We start from the raw sequence: 17,342 nt of genomic DNA, 5'->3' as shown, positions 1-17,342 counted from the left end.
AGCGTATGCAACGGTGCATCCTTGTTGTGAGTATCGCGATGAAGAAGTGAAAGACGATCATAAAGAATAACGAGAGAATAACAAGAGAATAAGAAAATAGTAAAAAAGCCTGAATTAATATTCAGGCTTTTTTATTTTTACCAGATGCCCTATAGAATTTATGTCATCGAATTATCTAAACGTGTGTTTACTGAAAACACCAAGTTTAGAAATGCAAATCCGCAATTTAATGGCGTTTTGCAATGCTTGTATGTTGGTATGACGAGCAAAACGCCTAAAGAACGTTTTCTGCAACATAAAACAGGGCATAGAAATAAGAAAGGACATAAGTTGTCTTCTAACATTGTTGAGAAATACGGACTTTATCTTCGTCCGAGTTTATACAATCACATCGATCCAATTACAACTAGAGCAGAAGCTTTAAAAATGGAAGAAACGCTAGCTTTAGAATTGCGCAGACAGAAGTATGCGGTTTGGTTTAATTGAAGTTTAATCGCGTGATTTTGAAAAAAAAAACAAGCTTAAGTCGTTTTATATGATGGTGTTAGGTTGAATTAAATATTGTTTAAGAAATTATTCTGTTAATAACGGTTAAAATGTTAATACTATTGTAAACTATAGTTCTATAGATGCAAAAATCATTTAATTTATATCATAAAAACTTAAAACCATGAAAAAACTATTACTAGTCACTGCTATCTCTATTTTAGGATTAGCACATGTTAACGCACAAGACGTTAAATTTGGAGTTAAAGGAGGTTTGAACTTTGCTTCGGTAACTGGAGTTGAAAGTTCTCAGCTAGAACCTATAACGGCTTTTCATTTTGGAGGTATGGCGGAAATATTCATTTCAGAAAAATTCTCTTTACAACCTGAATTAATGTATTCTGGACAAGGATTTAGCGATGGAGGAATAATTGATTTACATTATTTAAATGTTCCGTTAATGGCAAAATACTATGTAGCAAAACGAATAAGTCTAGAAGCTGGACCGCAAATTGGATTTTTGCTCAATGCAAGAGAAGGAGGTGAAAAATTAAAAAACCGGGATAACAATATTGATTTTGGTGTGAATTTTGGTCTAGGTTATAAACTAGATAATGGACTTAATTTTGGAATGCGATATAATTTAGGATTAACAGAGTTCTCGGTTACAGGTAATCACAGTAAAACAACAAATGAAATTAAAAATAGTGTGTTTCAATTTTCCATTGGCTACTTCTTTTAATGCGTAATAATTTTCTATATTTTAAAACCGAAGTCTATTGACTTCGGTTTTTGATTTTTAGTCTTTTGTTCTTTCTTATTAATACTACCAGTTATTAAGTGTAAACTTAGGTCGGTGAACTTCTGAGAATTAAAAATACATGTATCTTTTAAAATCAAAAAACGCTCCTAGAAACATCTAGAAGCGTTTTTTTTTAATTTGCATGGATCGATGATGAACAGAAGTGCTCTTCTTATTATGCATAAGAGTGCATGACCTGTCAGCAGCGACTCGCTGCTACATCATTCCTGGCATACCGCCACCCATTCCTCCTGGCATACCACCTGGAGCATCTTCTTTAATATCAATTAAAGCACATTCTGTAGTTAAAATCATTCCGGCAACAGAAGCAGCATTTTCTAATGCAATTCTAGTTACTTTTTTAGGATCGATAATTCCTGCTTTCAGCATATCTACGTACGTGTCTGTTTTAGCATCGTAACCAAAGTCTTTTTTACCTTCTAACACTTTGTTTAGAACAACACTTCCTTCACCACCAGCATTTTCAATGATGGTACGTAAAGGAGCTTCAATAGCTCTGTTTACAATTTGAACTCCTGTAGTTTCGTCTAAGTTTTCTGTAGTAATATTTTCTAATACTTTTTTAGCACGAACAAGAGCAACACCACCACCAGCAACAATACCTTCTTCTACTGCAGCACGTGTAGCATGTAAAGCATCATCTACTCTGTCTTTCTTTTCTTTCATTTCTACTTCACTAGCAGCACCAACATAAAGTACGGCAACTCCACCAGCAAGTTTAGCTAAACGCTCTTGTAGTTTTTCTTTATCATAATCACTAGTTGTAGATTCAATTTGCGATTTGATTTGATTCACTCTATTTTTAATCATGCTCTTTTCTCCAGCACCATTAATAACAGTCGTGTTGTCTTTATCAATAGTAATACGTTCTGCAGTACCTAACATATCTAAAGTAGCATGTTCTAAAGTAAATCCTCTTTCTTCAGAAATTACAGTACCACCAGTTAAGATTGCGATATCTTCTAACATTGCTTTACGTCTGTCACCAAATCCTGGTGCTTTTACAGCGGCAATTTTTAGAGAACCACGTAATTTGTTTACTACTAAAGTTGCAAGTGCTTCACCATCTACATCTTCTGCAATAATTAATAATGGTTTTCCAGATTGCGCTACAGGTTCTAAAATAGGAAGTAAATCCTTCATTGTAGATACTTTTTTATCATACAATAAAATGTAAGGATTTTCTAAATCGGTAATCATTTTGTCACTATCTGTAACAAAATAAGGAGATAAATAACCTCTATCAAACTGCATACCTTCTACAACATCTACGTACGTATCTGTTCCTTTAGCTTCTTCTACAGTAATAACACCTTCTTTACCAACTTTACCAAAAGCCATAGCGATTAAATCTCCAATAACGTCATCGTTATTTGCAGAAATAGATGCTACTTGTTTTATTTTATCGGAAGAGTTTCCAACTTTTTGCGTTTGTTTTTCTAAGTCTTCAACTATTGCAGCTACTGCTTTGTCAATACCACGTTTTAAATCCATAGGATTTGCGCCAGCAGCAACATTTTTTAAACCTTCTTTTACAATTGCTTGTGCAAGAACAGTTGCTGTAGTAGTACCATCACCTGCAAGGTCATTGGTTTTACTTGCAACTTCTTTTACCATTTGCGCTCCCATATTTTCAAGAGGATCTTCTAACTCGATCTCTTTTGCAACGGTTACACCATCTTTAGTTACTTGAGGAGCACCAAAGCTTCTACTAATAATTACGTTACGTCCTTTAGGACCAAGTGTTACTTTTACTGCGTTTGCTAATGCATCTACACCACGTTTTAAACCGTCGCGTGCATCAATATCAAATTTTATGTCTTTTGCCATCTTAATGTTTTTAACTATTAGCTATTAGCACTTGGCTTTTAACTAAAAGGTTTATCTGTTTTTAATAAATTTTTAATTGTAACTGGCTAAAGGCTAACAGCCAAAAACCAAAAGCTATTTATATGATCGCCATGATATCTTCTTCACGCATCATTAAATAGTCGTGACCATCTAATTTTAATTCGTTTCCAGAATATTTTCCGTAAAGAACAGTATCTCCAACTTTTACCGTAAGAGGTTCATCTTTTTTACCTGTACCTATTGCTATAACGGTACCTTTGTGTTGTTTTTCTTGAGCTGAATCTGGAATAAATAAACCAGATGCTGTCTGTGTTTCTGCAGGAAGTGGTTCTACTAAAACGCGATCTGCAAGTGGTTTGATGTTTACTTTACTCATGGTATATGTTTTATTTATTTATAATAGTTTTTATGCTTTTATAGGAAGCTAAAAATGTGCCAATAGAGTAGGACTGACAAAGTTGCCGAATGTCTTCATATTATAAACTTGAAAAGTAGATTTTGGACAAAAAAAAATGCCAACTTTTAAAAGTTGGCATCTTGAATATTTTTTAAAACAGGTGATTACTCAGGAGTATCTTCTGTTTGTGCGGGAGCAGTTGGTACTTCTACTGGTTGTACAATATTGTCAGTATCTAAAGCTTTAGATTCTGTAGTTGTTGTACCGCTGTTAATTGCAACGTTAGAAACTAAAATTAATACAATTAAAATAGTTGCAAGCGTCCATGTGCTTTTGTCTAAAAAGTCGGTTGTTTTTTGAACACCACCTAACTGTTGCGTTCCTCCACCACCAAATGATGATGATAATCCGCCTCCTTTTGGGTTTTGTACCATTATTACTACAACTAGCAAAAATGCTACCACTACTATTAAGATTAAAAATACTGTAAACATGTTGTTATTCTTTATTATTTTGTTCTTGTAATTGTTTTACTGCCTTAATTTGGTCTGCAAAGAAACCACTTTTTTCTGGATATTTCAAACTTAATATTTTATAAGATTGTAATGCCTTTTTGTAATTTTTTTGTTCTACATAAATACGCGCCAAAGTTTCTGTCATTAGTGCCTCTGGCTGTATCATTTGGGCTTCGGCAATATTGATATTTGCTTTAGCTGTTTTCTTTGGTTTTAGCTTTGGGTTTTTTGTTATAAATTTTTCTATAAGATCAAACTTTTTCTCTCTTTTTGTTTTTATTTCTTCTGATGTTTCCTGTTCTTCTTCGCGTTGAATAGGAGTGAAGTTTGCTAGTTTTAACCATTCGTTAAACGAATGTGTTTCTGTGTTTTCAAACTCTAATGGCTTACCAATGTTTAAAATTTGGTTTGCAGAAATGGTTTCTGAAGGGATACTTTCTTCTGTATCTTCCACCTTTTTAGAAATATCTAAACTAAAGTTTGCAATTTTGGAACGTTCTATTTTTGGTTGAAATAACTCTGGATCTAAAACGCCAGTGGTATCTTTTATTTGCTGTCTTAAAGCATCATCAATCGTCACGTTTTTGTTTACCGAAATGTCTTCTACATCTACCGTGATATCTTTGACATGTTCGCTATTTTGTTTTATGTGTTGCGATATTTTATTTTGAAGAAACTTTTTCGAAGTAATATAATCGAACAGAATACTTCTATCTGTAGTATAGCTTGCCGTTTTTTTAAGTTCTTGATTATAGTTGAAACTTTCTTTATTCTTTAAACCTTTTAAGTAAATAGCTCTTGCAGATTGACAATACGGAAAAGCATCCACAACCGTTTTTAAGGCTTCGGTTTGCAAAGCCGTAACTTTTTGAGGATGTTGTAATAAATAGGTGAAGTCTGTATTATTCATTGGCTAAGCCAAATTTAATTATTTTTTTTATTGAAAATTGCGACTGCTTACGGTATACTTTTTACTACCACTTTGCTAGTGAAGCATTAAAAATATCTTGTGTTAAACGTTCAAAAATCTCTTCGAAAGCCGTCGTTTTTATCGACCCTACAAGTTGCTCACTTCCTCCATAATCATAATAGAAAGAGAAGCGTTGTTCAAAATCGTCTTCTTCGTTTTTCTTATTGAAAAAGCGCACATTTATACCAATAGTTAAACGGTTTTGCGCGGCAGTATTTGCGGATGTTGCTGTAGTTGGTGAAATTCTATATTCTACAATTTCGCCTTCGTAAACCAAATCGGCATTAGAGTTTACTAAACTTAAATTAGTTTGATTGGTTATTAAATCTTGTAAAGCGATGGTGAAATCTCTATTTAAACCTGGTTCTACTAGAATAGCATTATTTTGAAAATAATTTACCTGAAATGTTTTTACATTAGATGCAATAGATGCTCCTGTAAAAGAATATGGCCCACAGGTAAAAAAAGTGGTTGCTATTAGTAAAAGAAAAAGGTGTTTTATGTTTTTCATTTATTTGGAATGAGATACTGAAACCGGTTCAGATAATAATTAATGTTATTAATAGGTGTTAGGTTTTTTCATAGTGATGTAGGCGTAAATGTAACCAGCATTATCTGCTACGTCAAAATCTGCATTAATAAGTCTATAGCCTTCGTAATGTTTCTCGTTTATAAGGTCTTCTGCTTCTTGCCTTATTGCTTCCGAACTATTACGACTAAACGTTTTTCTTATTAAAAATATTTCTACTGCTTTCATTTCTTCTAAAATTACCTCAAAAATAACTTTTTAAAACTTTGATTTTCATAAAGTTTTGTTACAAATCAAATTGCTTAATCTTTCGGTATAAAGTACGCTCACTAATGCCAAGCTCTGCTGCTGCTAACTTGCGTTTTCCTTGGTGACGTTCTAAAGACTTCTTAATTAACTCTAATTCTTTATCGTGTAAGGAAAGTGTTTCTTCTTCCTCAATTTCTTCTGCAAAGTGATATTTATCTGTAGCGTCTTGGAGCGTTTCTGGGTTTGCGTTTTGCGGAATAGATAATAATTTTAAATCTTCTTTAGCATCTTCAAAATCGGCATCTTCTTCATCTCCATATATTTTCTGTATTAAGCCTTCGTTTTTTTCTTGAACTTCTGCATCGTTACCATTTTTCATGAGTTCCATGGTAAGTTTTTTAAGATCGTTTAAATCGGCTTTCATATCAAATAAAACCTTGTACAAAATTTCACGCTCATTACTAAAGTCACTATCTGCTTTGGTGTTTTTAATTACAGCAGGTAGGTTCGTGCTTCCTGTTGGTAAATATTCTTGCAGTTTTACAGCATCGATAGTTCTGTTTTGTTCTAATACCGAAACTTGTTCTGCTACATTTCTTAATTGCCTAATGTTTCCAGACCATCTAAATTTTAATAATACTGGTATCGCATCGTCTGTTAATTTAATGGTTGGCATTTTGTATTTCAATGCAAAGTCACTAGCAAATTTTCTAAACAATAAATGTATGTCTTCTTTACGTTCACGAAGTGCAGGAAGATGAATTTCTACCGTACTTAATCGGTAATATAAATCTTCTCTAAATTTTTCTTTTTTTATAGCATCAAACATATTTACGTTTGTTGCAGCCACAATACGTACATCTGTTTTTTGAACTTTACTAGAACCTACTTTTAGGAATTCTCCATTTTCAAGAACACGAAGTAAACGTACTTGTGTGGTTAATGGTAGTTCTCCAACTTCATCTAAAAAGATGGTTCCACCATCTGCGACTTCAAAATACCCATTTCTAGTTGCTGTTGCTCCTGTAAAAGCGCCTTTTTCATGTCCGAAAAGCTCGGAGTCTATAGTTCCTTCTGGAATAGCACCACAGTTTACAGCAATATATTTACCATGCTTTCTGTGGGAAAGCGAATGTATTATTTTAGGAATACTCTCTTTACCAACTCCAGATTCTCCAGTTACTAAAACCGAAATATCTGTTGGTGCTACTTGTATGGCTTTTTCAATGGCACGATTTAGTGTTGGGTCGTTACCAATGATACCGAAACGTTGTTTTATTGATTGAATAGACTCCATATTTTACTTCCTGCGAAGGCAGGGATCTTTTATTTAATATTTATATTCTTCCGTCTTTAATTTTTTTTGCCGAATTGAAGACGCTTTCCCTTAAAAAAAAGGAAAGAGTTTATTAATTATTAGCGCTCAAACCTAAAGGTTCACCAATTAAAGTGGTTTTAGTAACTCGAGTAATCTTTACGTTTACAAACTCACCAACTTTATAATTTTCTTTTGGGAACACACAAAGTAGGTTTTGATCGGTTCTTCCAGACCAATCTTGATCTCCTTTTCTAGCTTCTTTTTCAATTAAAACTTCTACTGTTTTACCCATAAAAGATTGTGTTTTCTCTAAACTATGTGCTAATTGTAAATCGATAACTTCTTGTAAACGTCTTTTCTTAACTTCTAAAGGTATATCATCTTCCAATTTACGTTCAGCCATAGTTCCTGGTCTTTCCGAATACGCAAACATATAACCAAAAGCATATCTTACATGTTGCATTAAGCTTAAAGTGTCTTGGTGATCTTCTTCTGTTTCTGTAGGGAAACCAGTTATCATATCTTGGCTAATCGTGCATTCTGGAAGAATTCGTTTAATATTATCTATAAGATCCATATACTCTTGACGCGTATGTTGTCTGTTCATTTCCTTTAAAATCCTGTCGCTCCCACTTTGAACAGGTAAATGAATGTAGTTGCAAATGTTTTCGTATTTAGACATCGTTTCCACAACGTCTAACGTCATGTCTTGCGGATTAGAAGTAGAAAAACGAATTCGCATTTTTGGTTGTGCTTGTGCACATAATTCTAAAAGCTTTGCGAAATTTACAGCAGTTGCCTTTTGCATATCTGTCGCCTTAACAAAATCCTTTTTTAAACCTCCACCATACCAAAGGTAGCTATCTACATTCTGTCCTAATAAAGTAATTTCTTTATAACCTCTGCTCCAAAGGTCATTTACTTCTTCAATAATACTCTGGTGATCACGGCTTCTTTCTCTTCCTCTTGTAAAAGGAACGACGCAAAAAGTACACATATTATCACAGCCACGTGTAATAGAAACAAAAGCGGTAACTCCGTTAGAATTTAAACGTACAGGAGAAATGTCTCCATACGTTTCTTCTTTAGATAAGATCACGTTTATAGCATCTCTACCATCATCTACTTCTGCAAGTAGGTTTGGTAAATCTTTATAAGCATCCGGACCAACAACAAGGTCTACAATTTTTTCCTCCTCTAGAAACTTACTTTTTAAACGCTCGGCCATACAACCCAAAACACCAACCTTCATATTAGGGTTTACTGTTCTTTTAACTTTATTGTATTTTTCTAAACGTTTTCTAACCGTTTGTTCTGCTTTATCACGGATAGAACAGGTGTTTACCAAAACTAAATCGGCATCTTCTAGGTTTTGCGTGGTGTTAAATCCTTGATTAGATAGAATAGAAGCTACAATTTCACTATCACTAAAATTCATAGCGCAACCGTAACTTTCAATAAAAAGCTTGCGTTTGTTTCCTTCTTTATTTTCTATAACAAGGTTTTCTCCTTGTTTGTTTTCGTCTATAGTCTTTTCCATATTAATGCCTGCTAATGCAGGTAACTTACTTTTTGTCTTTCTACTTTGCTTCAGATAAACTTCAGCAGAAATTTCATTATTTATAATCTTGGTCAATAAGTATGCAAAGGTACAATTATTTTAAATACAGTGACAAAGTGACAGTGTGTAAATTTTTAAAGGGTTTGTTAATAATTTCCTACTTTTGAAGCACTAATCAAAAATACTAAATAATGACATTTCAAGAATTTGAAAAAAGAGTGCAACATGCTAAACAATTAGATTTTGGCGATATTTTTAATAAAAGTATAGAACTTTTTAAGAAAGTTTGGGTACAAGGGCTGGTAATGATGTTGTTAACGATGTTAATAATACTTCCTTTTTATTTACTTATGTACTTGCCTTTACTTGGAGCAGGAATGATGGATCCAAATTCTTTTGGGTCAGGAGGAGATGCTAGCTTTATGCTAATGATACCTTTTTTCTTGATATTAATAGTTTTCTGTATCGTAGCAACTGTAATAGGTTTTGGTATGCGTGCTAGTTTTTACAGAATTTGTAAAATGAAAGATTTAAATGAAATAGGTTCCGATGATTATTTCTTTTATTTGAAAAAACCATATTTAGGTAAATTGGTGAAATTATCACTTGCCGCTTTCGGAATCTCTTTTGTGGCAACAATTTTATGCTATTTACCATTGTTTTATGTGATAGTTCCAGTGACGTTAATGAATGTGATTTTTGCTTTTAATCCGGAGCAATCTGTTTCTGAGATTATAAAATCTGGTTTTGCTTTAGGAAATAAAAAATGGCTAATTTCTTTTGGACTTATCCTTGTAAGTTCTATTCTAGCATCTATAGTAGGTATGATTATGTGTTTTGTTGGTGTTTTTGTAACCGCATCTTTTGCATATATTCCTGCGTACTATATATATAAGGAGTCTATTGGTTTTGATTCTGAAGAAGAAAATAAGCAAATTGAAAATATTTAAAATATAGTTTATATTGTGAGAAAGCCTGTTAATTCAGGCTTTTTTTATGTCTAATTTTATGGAATTAATGCCCCGTGAAAGAATAAATTAGGAACGTGAAATTTTTTTCACATACCTTTGCACTCTGAAAAAATAGAAATATGGCGAAGAATTTAGTTATAGTAGAGTCACCTGCAAAAGCAAAAACTATTGAAAAATTTCTTGGAAAAGATTTTAAAGTAGAGTCTAGTTTTGGGCATATTGCAGATTTACCTTCTAAGGAATTAGGAGTAGATGTAGAAGGTGATTTTGATCCTAAATATGAAGTATCTAAAGATAAAAAAGCAGTTGTAAAAAAACTGAAAGATTTAGCTAAAAAAGCAGACATGGTTTGGCTAGCTAGTGATGAAGATAGGGAAGGAGAGGCTATTGCATGGCATTTAGCAGAAACGCTAAAACTAGATAAAGAGAAAACAAAACGTATTGTTTTTCATGAGATTACTAAAACTGCGATTAAAAAAGCAATAGAAAATCCTAGAGATATAGATTACCATCTAGTAGATGCACAACAAGCAAGAAGGGTTTTAGATAGAATTGTAGGGTATGAACTTTCTCCAGTTTTATGGCGAAAAGTAAAAGGAGGTCTATCGGCAGGACGTGTGCAATCGGTGTCTGTTCGTCTAATTGTTGAAAAAGAAAGAGAGATTACAAACTTTACAGCAGAAGCATCGTATAGAATTGATGCAGAATTTTCTAATGAAGCGGGGCAGTCTTTTAAGGCAAAGCTTCCTAAGAATTTTGCAACAAAAAAAGAAGCCTATGCGTTTTTAGAAAGTAATGCGGATGCCAATTTTAAGGTTTCCGATCTTCAGAAAAAACCTGCAAAAAAATCACCAGCAGCACCTTTTACAACTTCTACATTACAACAAGAAGCAGCAAGAAAATTATATTTTTCCGTTAGTAAAACCATGAATATGGCACAACGCCTTTATGAAGCTGGTTTAATTACGTATATGAGAACAGATAGTGTAAACTTATCTGACGAAGCAAAAAATGGCGCGCAAGCAGAAATAGAATCTGCTTATGGTGAAAAATATAGCAAACCAAGAAATTATAAAGGGAAGTCTAAAGGTGCTCAAGAAGCGCATGAGGCGATTCGCCCTACAAATTTTGCAACACATTCTGTTGCTATTGATAGAGATCAAGCACGATTATACGATTTGATTTGGAAACGTGCTATTGCATCACAAATGAGTGAAGCACAATTAGAGCGTACCAATGTTAGAATCGAATCATCCACAAATAAAGAAACCTTTACAGCAAATGGAGAGGTTATTAAATTTGAAGGGTTTTTAAAAGTATACTTAGAAGGAACAGATGATGAAGATGTAGAGCAAGATGGAATGCTTCCTGCAATGAAAGTAAACGAGGCGCTTTTAAATAATTACATTACCGCAACAGAACGTTATACAAGACCACCAGCAAGATATACCGAAGCTTCTTTAGTGAAGAAGTTAGAAGAACTTGGTATTGGTAGACCATCTACATATGCACCAACTATTTCTACAATACAAAATAGAAATTACGTGGAGAAAGGAGCGGTTGATGGCGTAGCACGCGATTATACGCAGTTAACATTAAGTAGCGGAAACGTGAAAGATGCAATTCTTACCGAGAAAGTAGGGTCGGATAAAGGAAAATTAGTACCAACAGATATTGGTATGATTGTTACTGATTTTTTAGTCAATCATTTTGAAAGTATTTTAGATTATAATTTTACAGCTAAAGTAGAAAGTCAGTTTGATGATATAGCAGAAGGAAAGAAGGATTGGAAAAAGATGATGAAATCTTTTTATAAAACGTTTCATCCAAAAGTAGAAGACGTACAAGAAAATGCTGAAAGAGAATCTGGAGAACGTATTTTAGGAAAAGATCCAAAGACGGGAAAACGTGTTAGTGTCCGTTTGGGTAAATTTGGACCAATGGTGCAATTGGGAGAGCCAGACGATGAAGAAACACCAACCTATGCTAGTTTAAGTCCGGATCAACAATTAGGAACTATTAGTTTTGAGGAAGCGATGGACTTGTTTCAGCTTCCTAAAAATTTAGGAACGTACGAAGACGAAGAGATACAAGTTAATAATGGTCGTTTTGGTCCTTATGTGAAGTTTGGAACAGCATATGTGTCGTTACCAAAAGGAACAGATCCATTAACGGTAGAGTTGGATGATGCTATTGTTTTAATTAAAGAAAAACAAAAAGCAGACGCGCCAATTTATCATTATCAAGATTTACCAGTGCAAAAAGGAAAAGGTCGTTTTGGTCCATTTATAAAATGGAACGATATGTTTATTAACGTGAACAAAAAGTACGATTGGGATGATTTATCGGATGCGGATATTGTAGAATTAATTGAAACAAAGATTCAAAAAGAAATCGATAAGGTTATTCATAATTGGGAAGATGAAGGTATTCGTGTTGAAAAAGCACGTTGGGGAAGATTCAATATATTACAAGGTAAAGTGAAAATTGAATTACCAAAAACTACAGATGCTCCAGCTTTAACTTTAGAAGAAGTACAAGGAATCATTGAAAAAAATGCGCCTAAAAAGAAAGTAGCTAAGAAAAAAGCTCCTGCAAAGAAAAAGGCACCAGCAAAGAAAAAAACGACAACTAAAAAGAAATAGATAGTACATGAATTTTGATTTTCTTTCACCAGTTTCCGATTTAGTTTTAGCGCATAATGAATTATTGCCAGTACAGGCTTTAGGTAGAAAATTAAAAATACATTCTAAACAAGAAGGTATTCCGGAGTTAGATGGAGTACGTCTTGCTATATTAGGAGTGCTGGAAACTAGAAATGATGTAGACTATATTGGCGAAGATTTCAACTTAAACGAAATTCGCAAATCCTTCTATGCACTTTTTCCTGGTAGTTGGAATACCAGTATTGCCGATTTAGGTGATATTAATAAAGGAGAATCTGTTGAAGATACATACTTCGCTTTAAAGACTACCATTACTATTTTAGTCGAAAAAGGAATTATACCAATTATCATTGGAGGAAGTCAAGATCTAACCTACGCTAATTATCGTGCGTACGATGATATTATACCAATGGTTAATATTGTTAATGTAGATTCTAAATTTGATTTAGGAGATTCTGCTAAACCAATTAAAAATAAAAGTTTTGTTGGTAAAATAATATTAGATCAGCCATTCAATTTATTTAATTATTCGGCAATTGGTTATCAAACCTATTTCAATTCGCAAGAAGAAATAGATTTAATGGAAAAACTGTATTTCGATGCATATCGTTTGGGTGAAGTATCTAATGATATTACCGTAGTAGAACCTATAATGCGAGATGCAAATATTGTAAGTATAGATTTAGGCGCTATAAAGTCTTCCGAAGTTAGTTTAAATCAAAGAGTATCCCCAAATGGTTTAGACGGTAAAGAAGTCTGTGCCATCTCACGTTACGCAGGAATAAGTAATAAAGTAACTTCTTTTGGTCTTTGGGAATATAAGCCCTCTAAAGACGATGAAATAAGCGCTATGCTTATCTCTCAAATTATCTGGTATTTTATAGAAGGTGTAAATTATAGAGTAAAAGATGATGATTTTAAAGATGAAAATAATTATCAAAAGTTTATTACACTTATAGAAGATCAAGATTTAGTTTTTTATAAAAGTATAAAAACAGGTAGATGGTGGATTGAAATACCTTTTTTAAACGAAGTGAATAATAAATTAAAAAGACATACGTTATTACCATGCATGCATCAAGATTATGTAGATGCTTGCAACAATATTATACCAGAGCGATGGTACAAAGCCTTTCAAAAGAATTGCGTATAGATTAAATAACGAAATAAAATAATAGTTTTGTCGTTTAAATGTTTTATTTTTACGACGAACAGTATTTTTTTATGACAAAAAAGTTGTTTTTTAAAAAATATATAAATATGTTTACGCTCTTAAATTTTGAGCATAGAATAATTAACCTCGAGTATTCAATAAATATGAAGAATTTTCTTTTATTAACAGTAGTTTTAGCATTCCTTACAAGTTGTGGTTCTGGAGACAGAGGTCAACTAGTAGGTGTTAAAGGAAAAAAATGGCATCCAGAAAAACCTTATGGTATGGAATTAATTCCTGGAGGAGCATTTATTATGGGTAAATCAGATGATGATTTAGCTGGGATTCAAGATGCACCAACTAAAACGGTTACAGTAAGGTCGTTCTATATGGATGCAACGGAAATCACAAATAGTGAGTATCGTAAGTTTGTACAATGGGTTAGAGACTCTACCATTAGAACAAAACTTGCTATACTAGCCGATGAAGTAGGAGCAACTCCTGGTGATGGTGGTATTGGTGATTTTGCATTTAAAGATGCAGATCCAGAAAACATGAATGCTTACGAGCAATACATGTATGACAATTACAGCGGAATGGGTGAAACTGGTTACGAAGGAAGAAAATTAAATCACGATGTAGATTTACTTTTTGACACTTCAGAATATCCAGATGAATACTATGTCGAAGTAATGGATACCATGTATTTACCTATAGAGGAGTCTTATAACGGACAACGTACTTGGGATGTTAAAAAATTCAAATTTCAATATACATACATGGATATTGAAAAAGCTGCAAAAGCGAAGAATAAAGGGAAAAAAAGATCTGAATTCATTATTACAGAAGCTGTAGAGATTTATCCAGATACTACCGCTTGGATTAGAGATTTTGCATATTCGTATAACGAACCAATGCACAATGATTATTTCTGGCATGATGCGTACGGAGAATATCCAGTAGTAGGTATTTCTTGGAAACAAGCAAAAGCATTTTGTGAGTGGAGAACTTTATACCACAATGCATATAGAAAAGAAAAAAAGCAACATTTTGTAAATGAGTATAGATTACCATCGGAAGCAGAATGGGAATATGCAGCAAGAGGAGGCTTACAAGGAGCAACTTTCCCTTGGGGTGGACCGTATGCTAAAAATGATAGAGGATGTTTCATGGCAAACTTTAAACCTTTAAGAGGAGATTATGCAGCAGATCAAGCTTTATACACTGTAGAAGCGAAATCGTATGACCCTAATGACTTTAATTTATATAACATGGCTGGTAACGTATCGGAATGGGTAAGTGCTTCTTACGATCCTGGTTCTTACGAGTATGTTTCTACAATTAATCCTAGTGTTAATGATGTAAATAACCAACGTAAAGTGGTTAGAGGTGGATCTTGGAAAGATGTTGCCTACTATTTACAAGTAAGTTCTAGAGATTATGAATATGCAGATTCTGCAAGAAGTTATATTGGCTTCAGAACCGTTCAAGATTATATGGGAACAGATGTAACCGCGAACGCTAGATAAGATTAATAACCAATTAATAATAATTTAATAACCAACTAAAGTAGCAATACTTAACTAAAAACTAAAATTATGGCACAAAAAGGTAAAATCACAGTAACTAATATGATCTACGGATTAGGAGCAGCAATTGTAATCGTTGGAGCTTTATTTAAAATTCAGCACTGGCCTTATGGTTCTGAAATCCTAACATTAGGTATGATTGTAGAAGCTTTAGTATTTACGTATTCTGCTTTTGAAAGACAATCAAGTGATTTAGACTGGTCTTTAGTGTATCCTGAATTATCAGGAGGTGCTTCATTAGGAGGTAAAAAATTAAAAGAAGAGCCTAAAGATGCAGAAGGTTTACTTTCTAAAAAATTAGACAACTTATTAAAAGATGCTAAAATTGATGGAGAATTAATGGCAAGTTTAGGAGCAAGTATCAAGAATTTTGAAGGTGCTGCTAAAGGAATCTCTCCAACAGTGGATGGAATTCAAGCACAAAAGAAATATAGCGAAGAAATGTCTTTAGCTGCTGCACAAATGGAGTCTTTAAATAGCCTTTATAAAGTACAAATGGATAGTGCTAGTAGACAAGCGACTATTAATGAGGAAGCTGTTGAAAATGCAACGAAATTAAAAGATCAAATGCAATCTTTAGCTTCAAACTTATCTTCTTTAAACGGAGTATATGGTGGAATGCTTTCTGCAATGAACAAAAACTAATTAGTATTATTAACTAATATTTATTAACCAATAAAAACTAATTAAACATGGCAGGAGGAAAAGCATCCGCAAGGCAGAAAATGATTAACTTGATGTATTTAGTATTCATCGCAATGATGGCTATGAATATGTCTAAAGAGGTACTTTCGGCATTCGGGTTAATGGAAGCGAAATTCGCTGATTCTAATGAAGCTACAACAGAAAGAAATGATAAGTTACTAGCAGAATTAGAAATTAAATCTGATGAAAATCCGGAAGAATTTAAAATGCCTGCTGCAAGAGCACAGGAAGTTAAAATCGCTTCAGATAAATTTTACAAGTATATTGAATCTTTAAAAAATGATCTAGTAAAAACTGGTCAATATAAACTAGACGAGCAAGGTAAGTTACCATTCGAAGCAATGGATAAAACCGACATCTTAGATGAAGCTTGGTTTACAGGAGATCGTTTAACAAAGAAAGGTCAGGAAGTAATGGATAATATTAATGCTTATAAAAAGGCTATTAATGATGTTCTTGCTAAAGATGAAAGTTATAGAGGTAGAGCGCAAGCTTTCGGTAAAACATTCAGTACAGAAAAGGTTCCTAATAAAGATGGAAAAAAGATTGATTGGTTAGCATATAACTACCAAGGTTTTCCAGCTATTGCTTCTTATACGAAGTTAACAGCAATGCAAAATGATGTTAAGGTAACAGAATCAGATATGTTTAGCCTTTTCTTAGGAAACATTGTTTCAGAAGCGACAACATTAAATAACTACAAAGCAATCGTATTGGCAGATAAATCCGCATTTTTTGCAGGTGAGAAATTCCAAGGTAGAGTTGTTATTGGTAAGTATGCAAATGTTGCACCTACTAAATTAAGTGTTCAAGGTAATGAAGTAGATTTATCTAAAGCTATTGATTCCACTGGAGCAGCTACTTTAGATTTCAACGTTGGAAATGTTGGTGAACACCAAATAGAAGGTAAATTTACTTTTATTGAAAATGGTAAGGAATTAGAAATCCCTATCGTTAACGCAAACTACGTTGTTGTACCAAGACCAAACTCTGCAACTATATCTGCAGACAAAATGAATGTTGTTTATCGTGGTGTAAGTAACCCGATGACTATTTCTTTTGCTGGAGTGCCGGACAATAAAGTAAATGCAACTGGTGCAGGTTTAAGTAAAGGATCTGGAATAGGTAAATATAACATGGTGCCTACAACAGGGAAAGAAGTAACTATTAATGTTACTGCTAAATTGGATGATGGTACTCCAGCTTCCGATAGAAAAACATTTAGAATTAAGGATATCCCTAAGCCTTCTGGTCAAATGGCTGGAAAAACAGGACAATTTGGTTTACCAAGAAACAATGTAGAAATTGGTAGAGTAGAAGCTGTATTAGAAGATTTTGATTTCGATTTACCTTTAAGAGTAACATCGTTCAAATTTAAAGTACCTGGTTCACCAAGTGTTACTTGTCAAGGTAACAAACTTAACTCACAAGCTAAGTCTGCTTTACGTAAAGCAAAACGTGGTTCTGATGTTCAAATATTTGATATTAAATCAAGTAGTAATGGACCAAGAATTAAGCCAGCAGCACCAATTATTATAGAGTTATCTAACTAAACCAAC

At 33.4% G+C, this 17,342-nt stretch carries 16 protein-coding genes; 8 read left to right on the top strand and 8 right to left on the bottom strand.

What is annotated here, in order from left to right; genetic code table 11:
- The first annotated feature begins 144 nt into the window (after nucleotides 1-144).
- Together ACVCZW_RS03610 and ACVCZW_RS03605 are read left to right on the top strand one after the other, a co-directional pair.
- The gene (locus ACVCZW_RS03610) at nucleotides 145-486 is read left to right on the top strand and encodes a ribose-5-phosphate isomerase (RefSeq protein WP_452227691.1); all 342 of its coding nucleotides are present in this window, start codon (nucleotides 145-147) and stop codon (nucleotides 484-486) included.
- Nucleotides 487-670: 184 nt separating this feature from the next.
- Complete coding sequence (locus tag ACVCZW_RS03605; protein ID WP_452227690.1) at nucleotides 671-1,228, top strand: porin family protein; 558 nt, start codon at nucleotides 671-673, stop codon at nucleotides 1,226-1,228.
- A 276-nt stretch (nucleotides 1,229-1,504) separates the two neighbouring features.
- Here ACVCZW_RS03605 and groL read toward each other — a convergent pair whose 3' ends face one another.
- The 8 genes from groL to miaB form a co-directional block, all read right to left on the bottom strand.
- A complete protein-coding gene (gene groL, locus ACVCZW_RS03600; protein ID WP_452227689.1) occupies nucleotides 1,505-3,139 on the bottom strand; it encodes a chaperonin GroEL in 1,635 nt (544 codons plus the stop codon).
- 118 nt (nucleotides 3,140-3,257) lie between these two features.
- On the bottom strand, nucleotides 3,258-3,536 hold the full coding sequence (locus tag ACVCZW_RS03595; RefSeq protein ID WP_452227688.1) for a co-chaperone GroES: 279 nt from the start codon (nucleotides 3,534-3,536) through the stop codon (nucleotides 3,258-3,260).
- Nucleotides 3,537-3,721: 185 nt separating this feature from the next.
- On the bottom strand, nucleotides 3,722-4,051 hold the full coding sequence (gene secG, locus ACVCZW_RS03590; protein ID WP_452227687.1) for a preprotein translocase subunit SecG: 330 nt from the start codon (nucleotides 4,049-4,051) through the stop codon (nucleotides 3,722-3,724).
- A gap of 4 nt (nucleotides 4,052-4,055) precedes the next feature.
- A complete protein-coding gene (locus tag ACVCZW_RS03585; RefSeq protein ID WP_452227686.1) occupies nucleotides 4,056-4,982 on the bottom strand; it encodes a hypothetical protein in 927 nt (308 codons plus the stop codon).
- Nucleotides 4,983-5,046: 64 nt separating this feature from the next.
- On the bottom strand, nucleotides 5,047-5,553 hold the full coding sequence (locus ACVCZW_RS03580) for an LptE family protein (protein ID WP_452227685.1): 507 nt from the start codon (nucleotides 5,551-5,553) through the stop codon (nucleotides 5,047-5,049).
- A gap of 48 nt (nucleotides 5,554-5,601) precedes the next feature.
- The gene (locus ACVCZW_RS03575; protein WP_452227684.1) at nucleotides 5,602-5,799 is read right to left on the bottom strand and encodes a hypothetical protein; all 198 of its coding nucleotides are present in this window, start codon (nucleotides 5,797-5,799) and stop codon (nucleotides 5,602-5,604) included.
- A 58-nt stretch (nucleotides 5,800-5,857) separates the two neighbouring features.
- The gene (locus ACVCZW_RS03570) at nucleotides 5,858-7,117 is read right to left on the bottom strand and encodes a sigma-54 interaction domain-containing protein (protein ID WP_452227683.1); all 1,260 of its coding nucleotides are present in this window, start codon (nucleotides 7,115-7,117) and stop codon (nucleotides 5,858-5,860) included.
- 112 nt (nucleotides 7,118-7,229) lie between these two features.
- Nucleotides 7,230-8,678, bottom strand: coding sequence for a tRNA (N6-isopentenyl adenosine(37)-C2)-methylthiotransferase MiaB (gene miaB, locus ACVCZW_RS03565; RefSeq protein WP_452227682.1), 1,449 nt, complete (start codon nucleotides 8,676-8,678; stop codon nucleotides 7,230-7,232).
- A gap of 212 nt (nucleotides 8,679-8,890) precedes the next feature.
- Between miaB and ACVCZW_RS03560 the strand changes: the two genes are divergently transcribed.
- The 6 genes from ACVCZW_RS03560 to porM all read left to right on the top strand — a co-directional run bounded on the left by ACVCZW_RS03560 (nucleotide 8,891) and on the right by porM (nucleotide 17,336).
- Nucleotides 8,891-9,649 carry a hypothetical protein gene (locus ACVCZW_RS03560; protein ID WP_452227681.1) on the top strand — a complete coding sequence of 253 codons (759 nt, stop codon included), beginning with the start codon at nucleotides 8,891-8,893 and terminating at the stop codon, nucleotides 9,647-9,649.
- 140 nt (nucleotides 9,650-9,789) lie between these two features.
- Nucleotides 9,790-12,315, top strand: coding sequence for a type I DNA topoisomerase (gene topA / locus ACVCZW_RS03555; protein ID WP_452231659.1), 2,526 nt, complete (start codon nucleotides 9,790-9,792; stop codon nucleotides 12,313-12,315).
- 7 nt (nucleotides 12,316-12,322) lie between these two features.
- Nucleotides 12,323-13,489, top strand: coding sequence for a formimidoylglutamase (locus ACVCZW_RS03550; RefSeq protein ID WP_452227679.1), 1,167 nt, complete (start codon nucleotides 12,323-12,325; stop codon nucleotides 13,487-13,489).
- A 164-nt stretch (nucleotides 13,490-13,653) separates the two neighbouring features.
- A complete protein-coding gene (gene porK, locus ACVCZW_RS03545; protein ID WP_452227678.1) occupies nucleotides 13,654-15,018 on the top strand; it encodes a type IX secretion system lipoprotein PorK/GldK in 1,365 nt (454 codons plus the stop codon).
- Between the two features lie 69 nt (nucleotides 15,019-15,087).
- Nucleotides 15,088-15,723 carry a type IX secretion system motor protein PorL/GldL gene (gene porL, locus ACVCZW_RS03540; protein WP_452231658.1) on the top strand — a complete coding sequence of 212 codons (636 nt, stop codon included), beginning with the start codon at nucleotides 15,088-15,090 and terminating at the stop codon, nucleotides 15,721-15,723.
- 47 nt (nucleotides 15,724-15,770) lie between these two features.
- Nucleotides 15,771-17,336 (top strand): type IX secretion system motor protein PorM/GldM, encoded by a 1,566-nt coding sequence (gene porM, locus ACVCZW_RS03535; RefSeq protein ID WP_452231657.1) that lies wholly within the window; start codon nucleotides 15,771-15,773, stop codon nucleotides 17,334-17,336.
- Nucleotides 17,337-17,342: the final 6 nt, after the last annotated feature.

It is taken from the genome of Lacinutrix sp. MEBiC02595, assembly GCF_053601555.1.
Note: the sequence above shows the minus strand (reverse complement) of the source record. Positions and strands in the feature narration are given on the sequence as shown.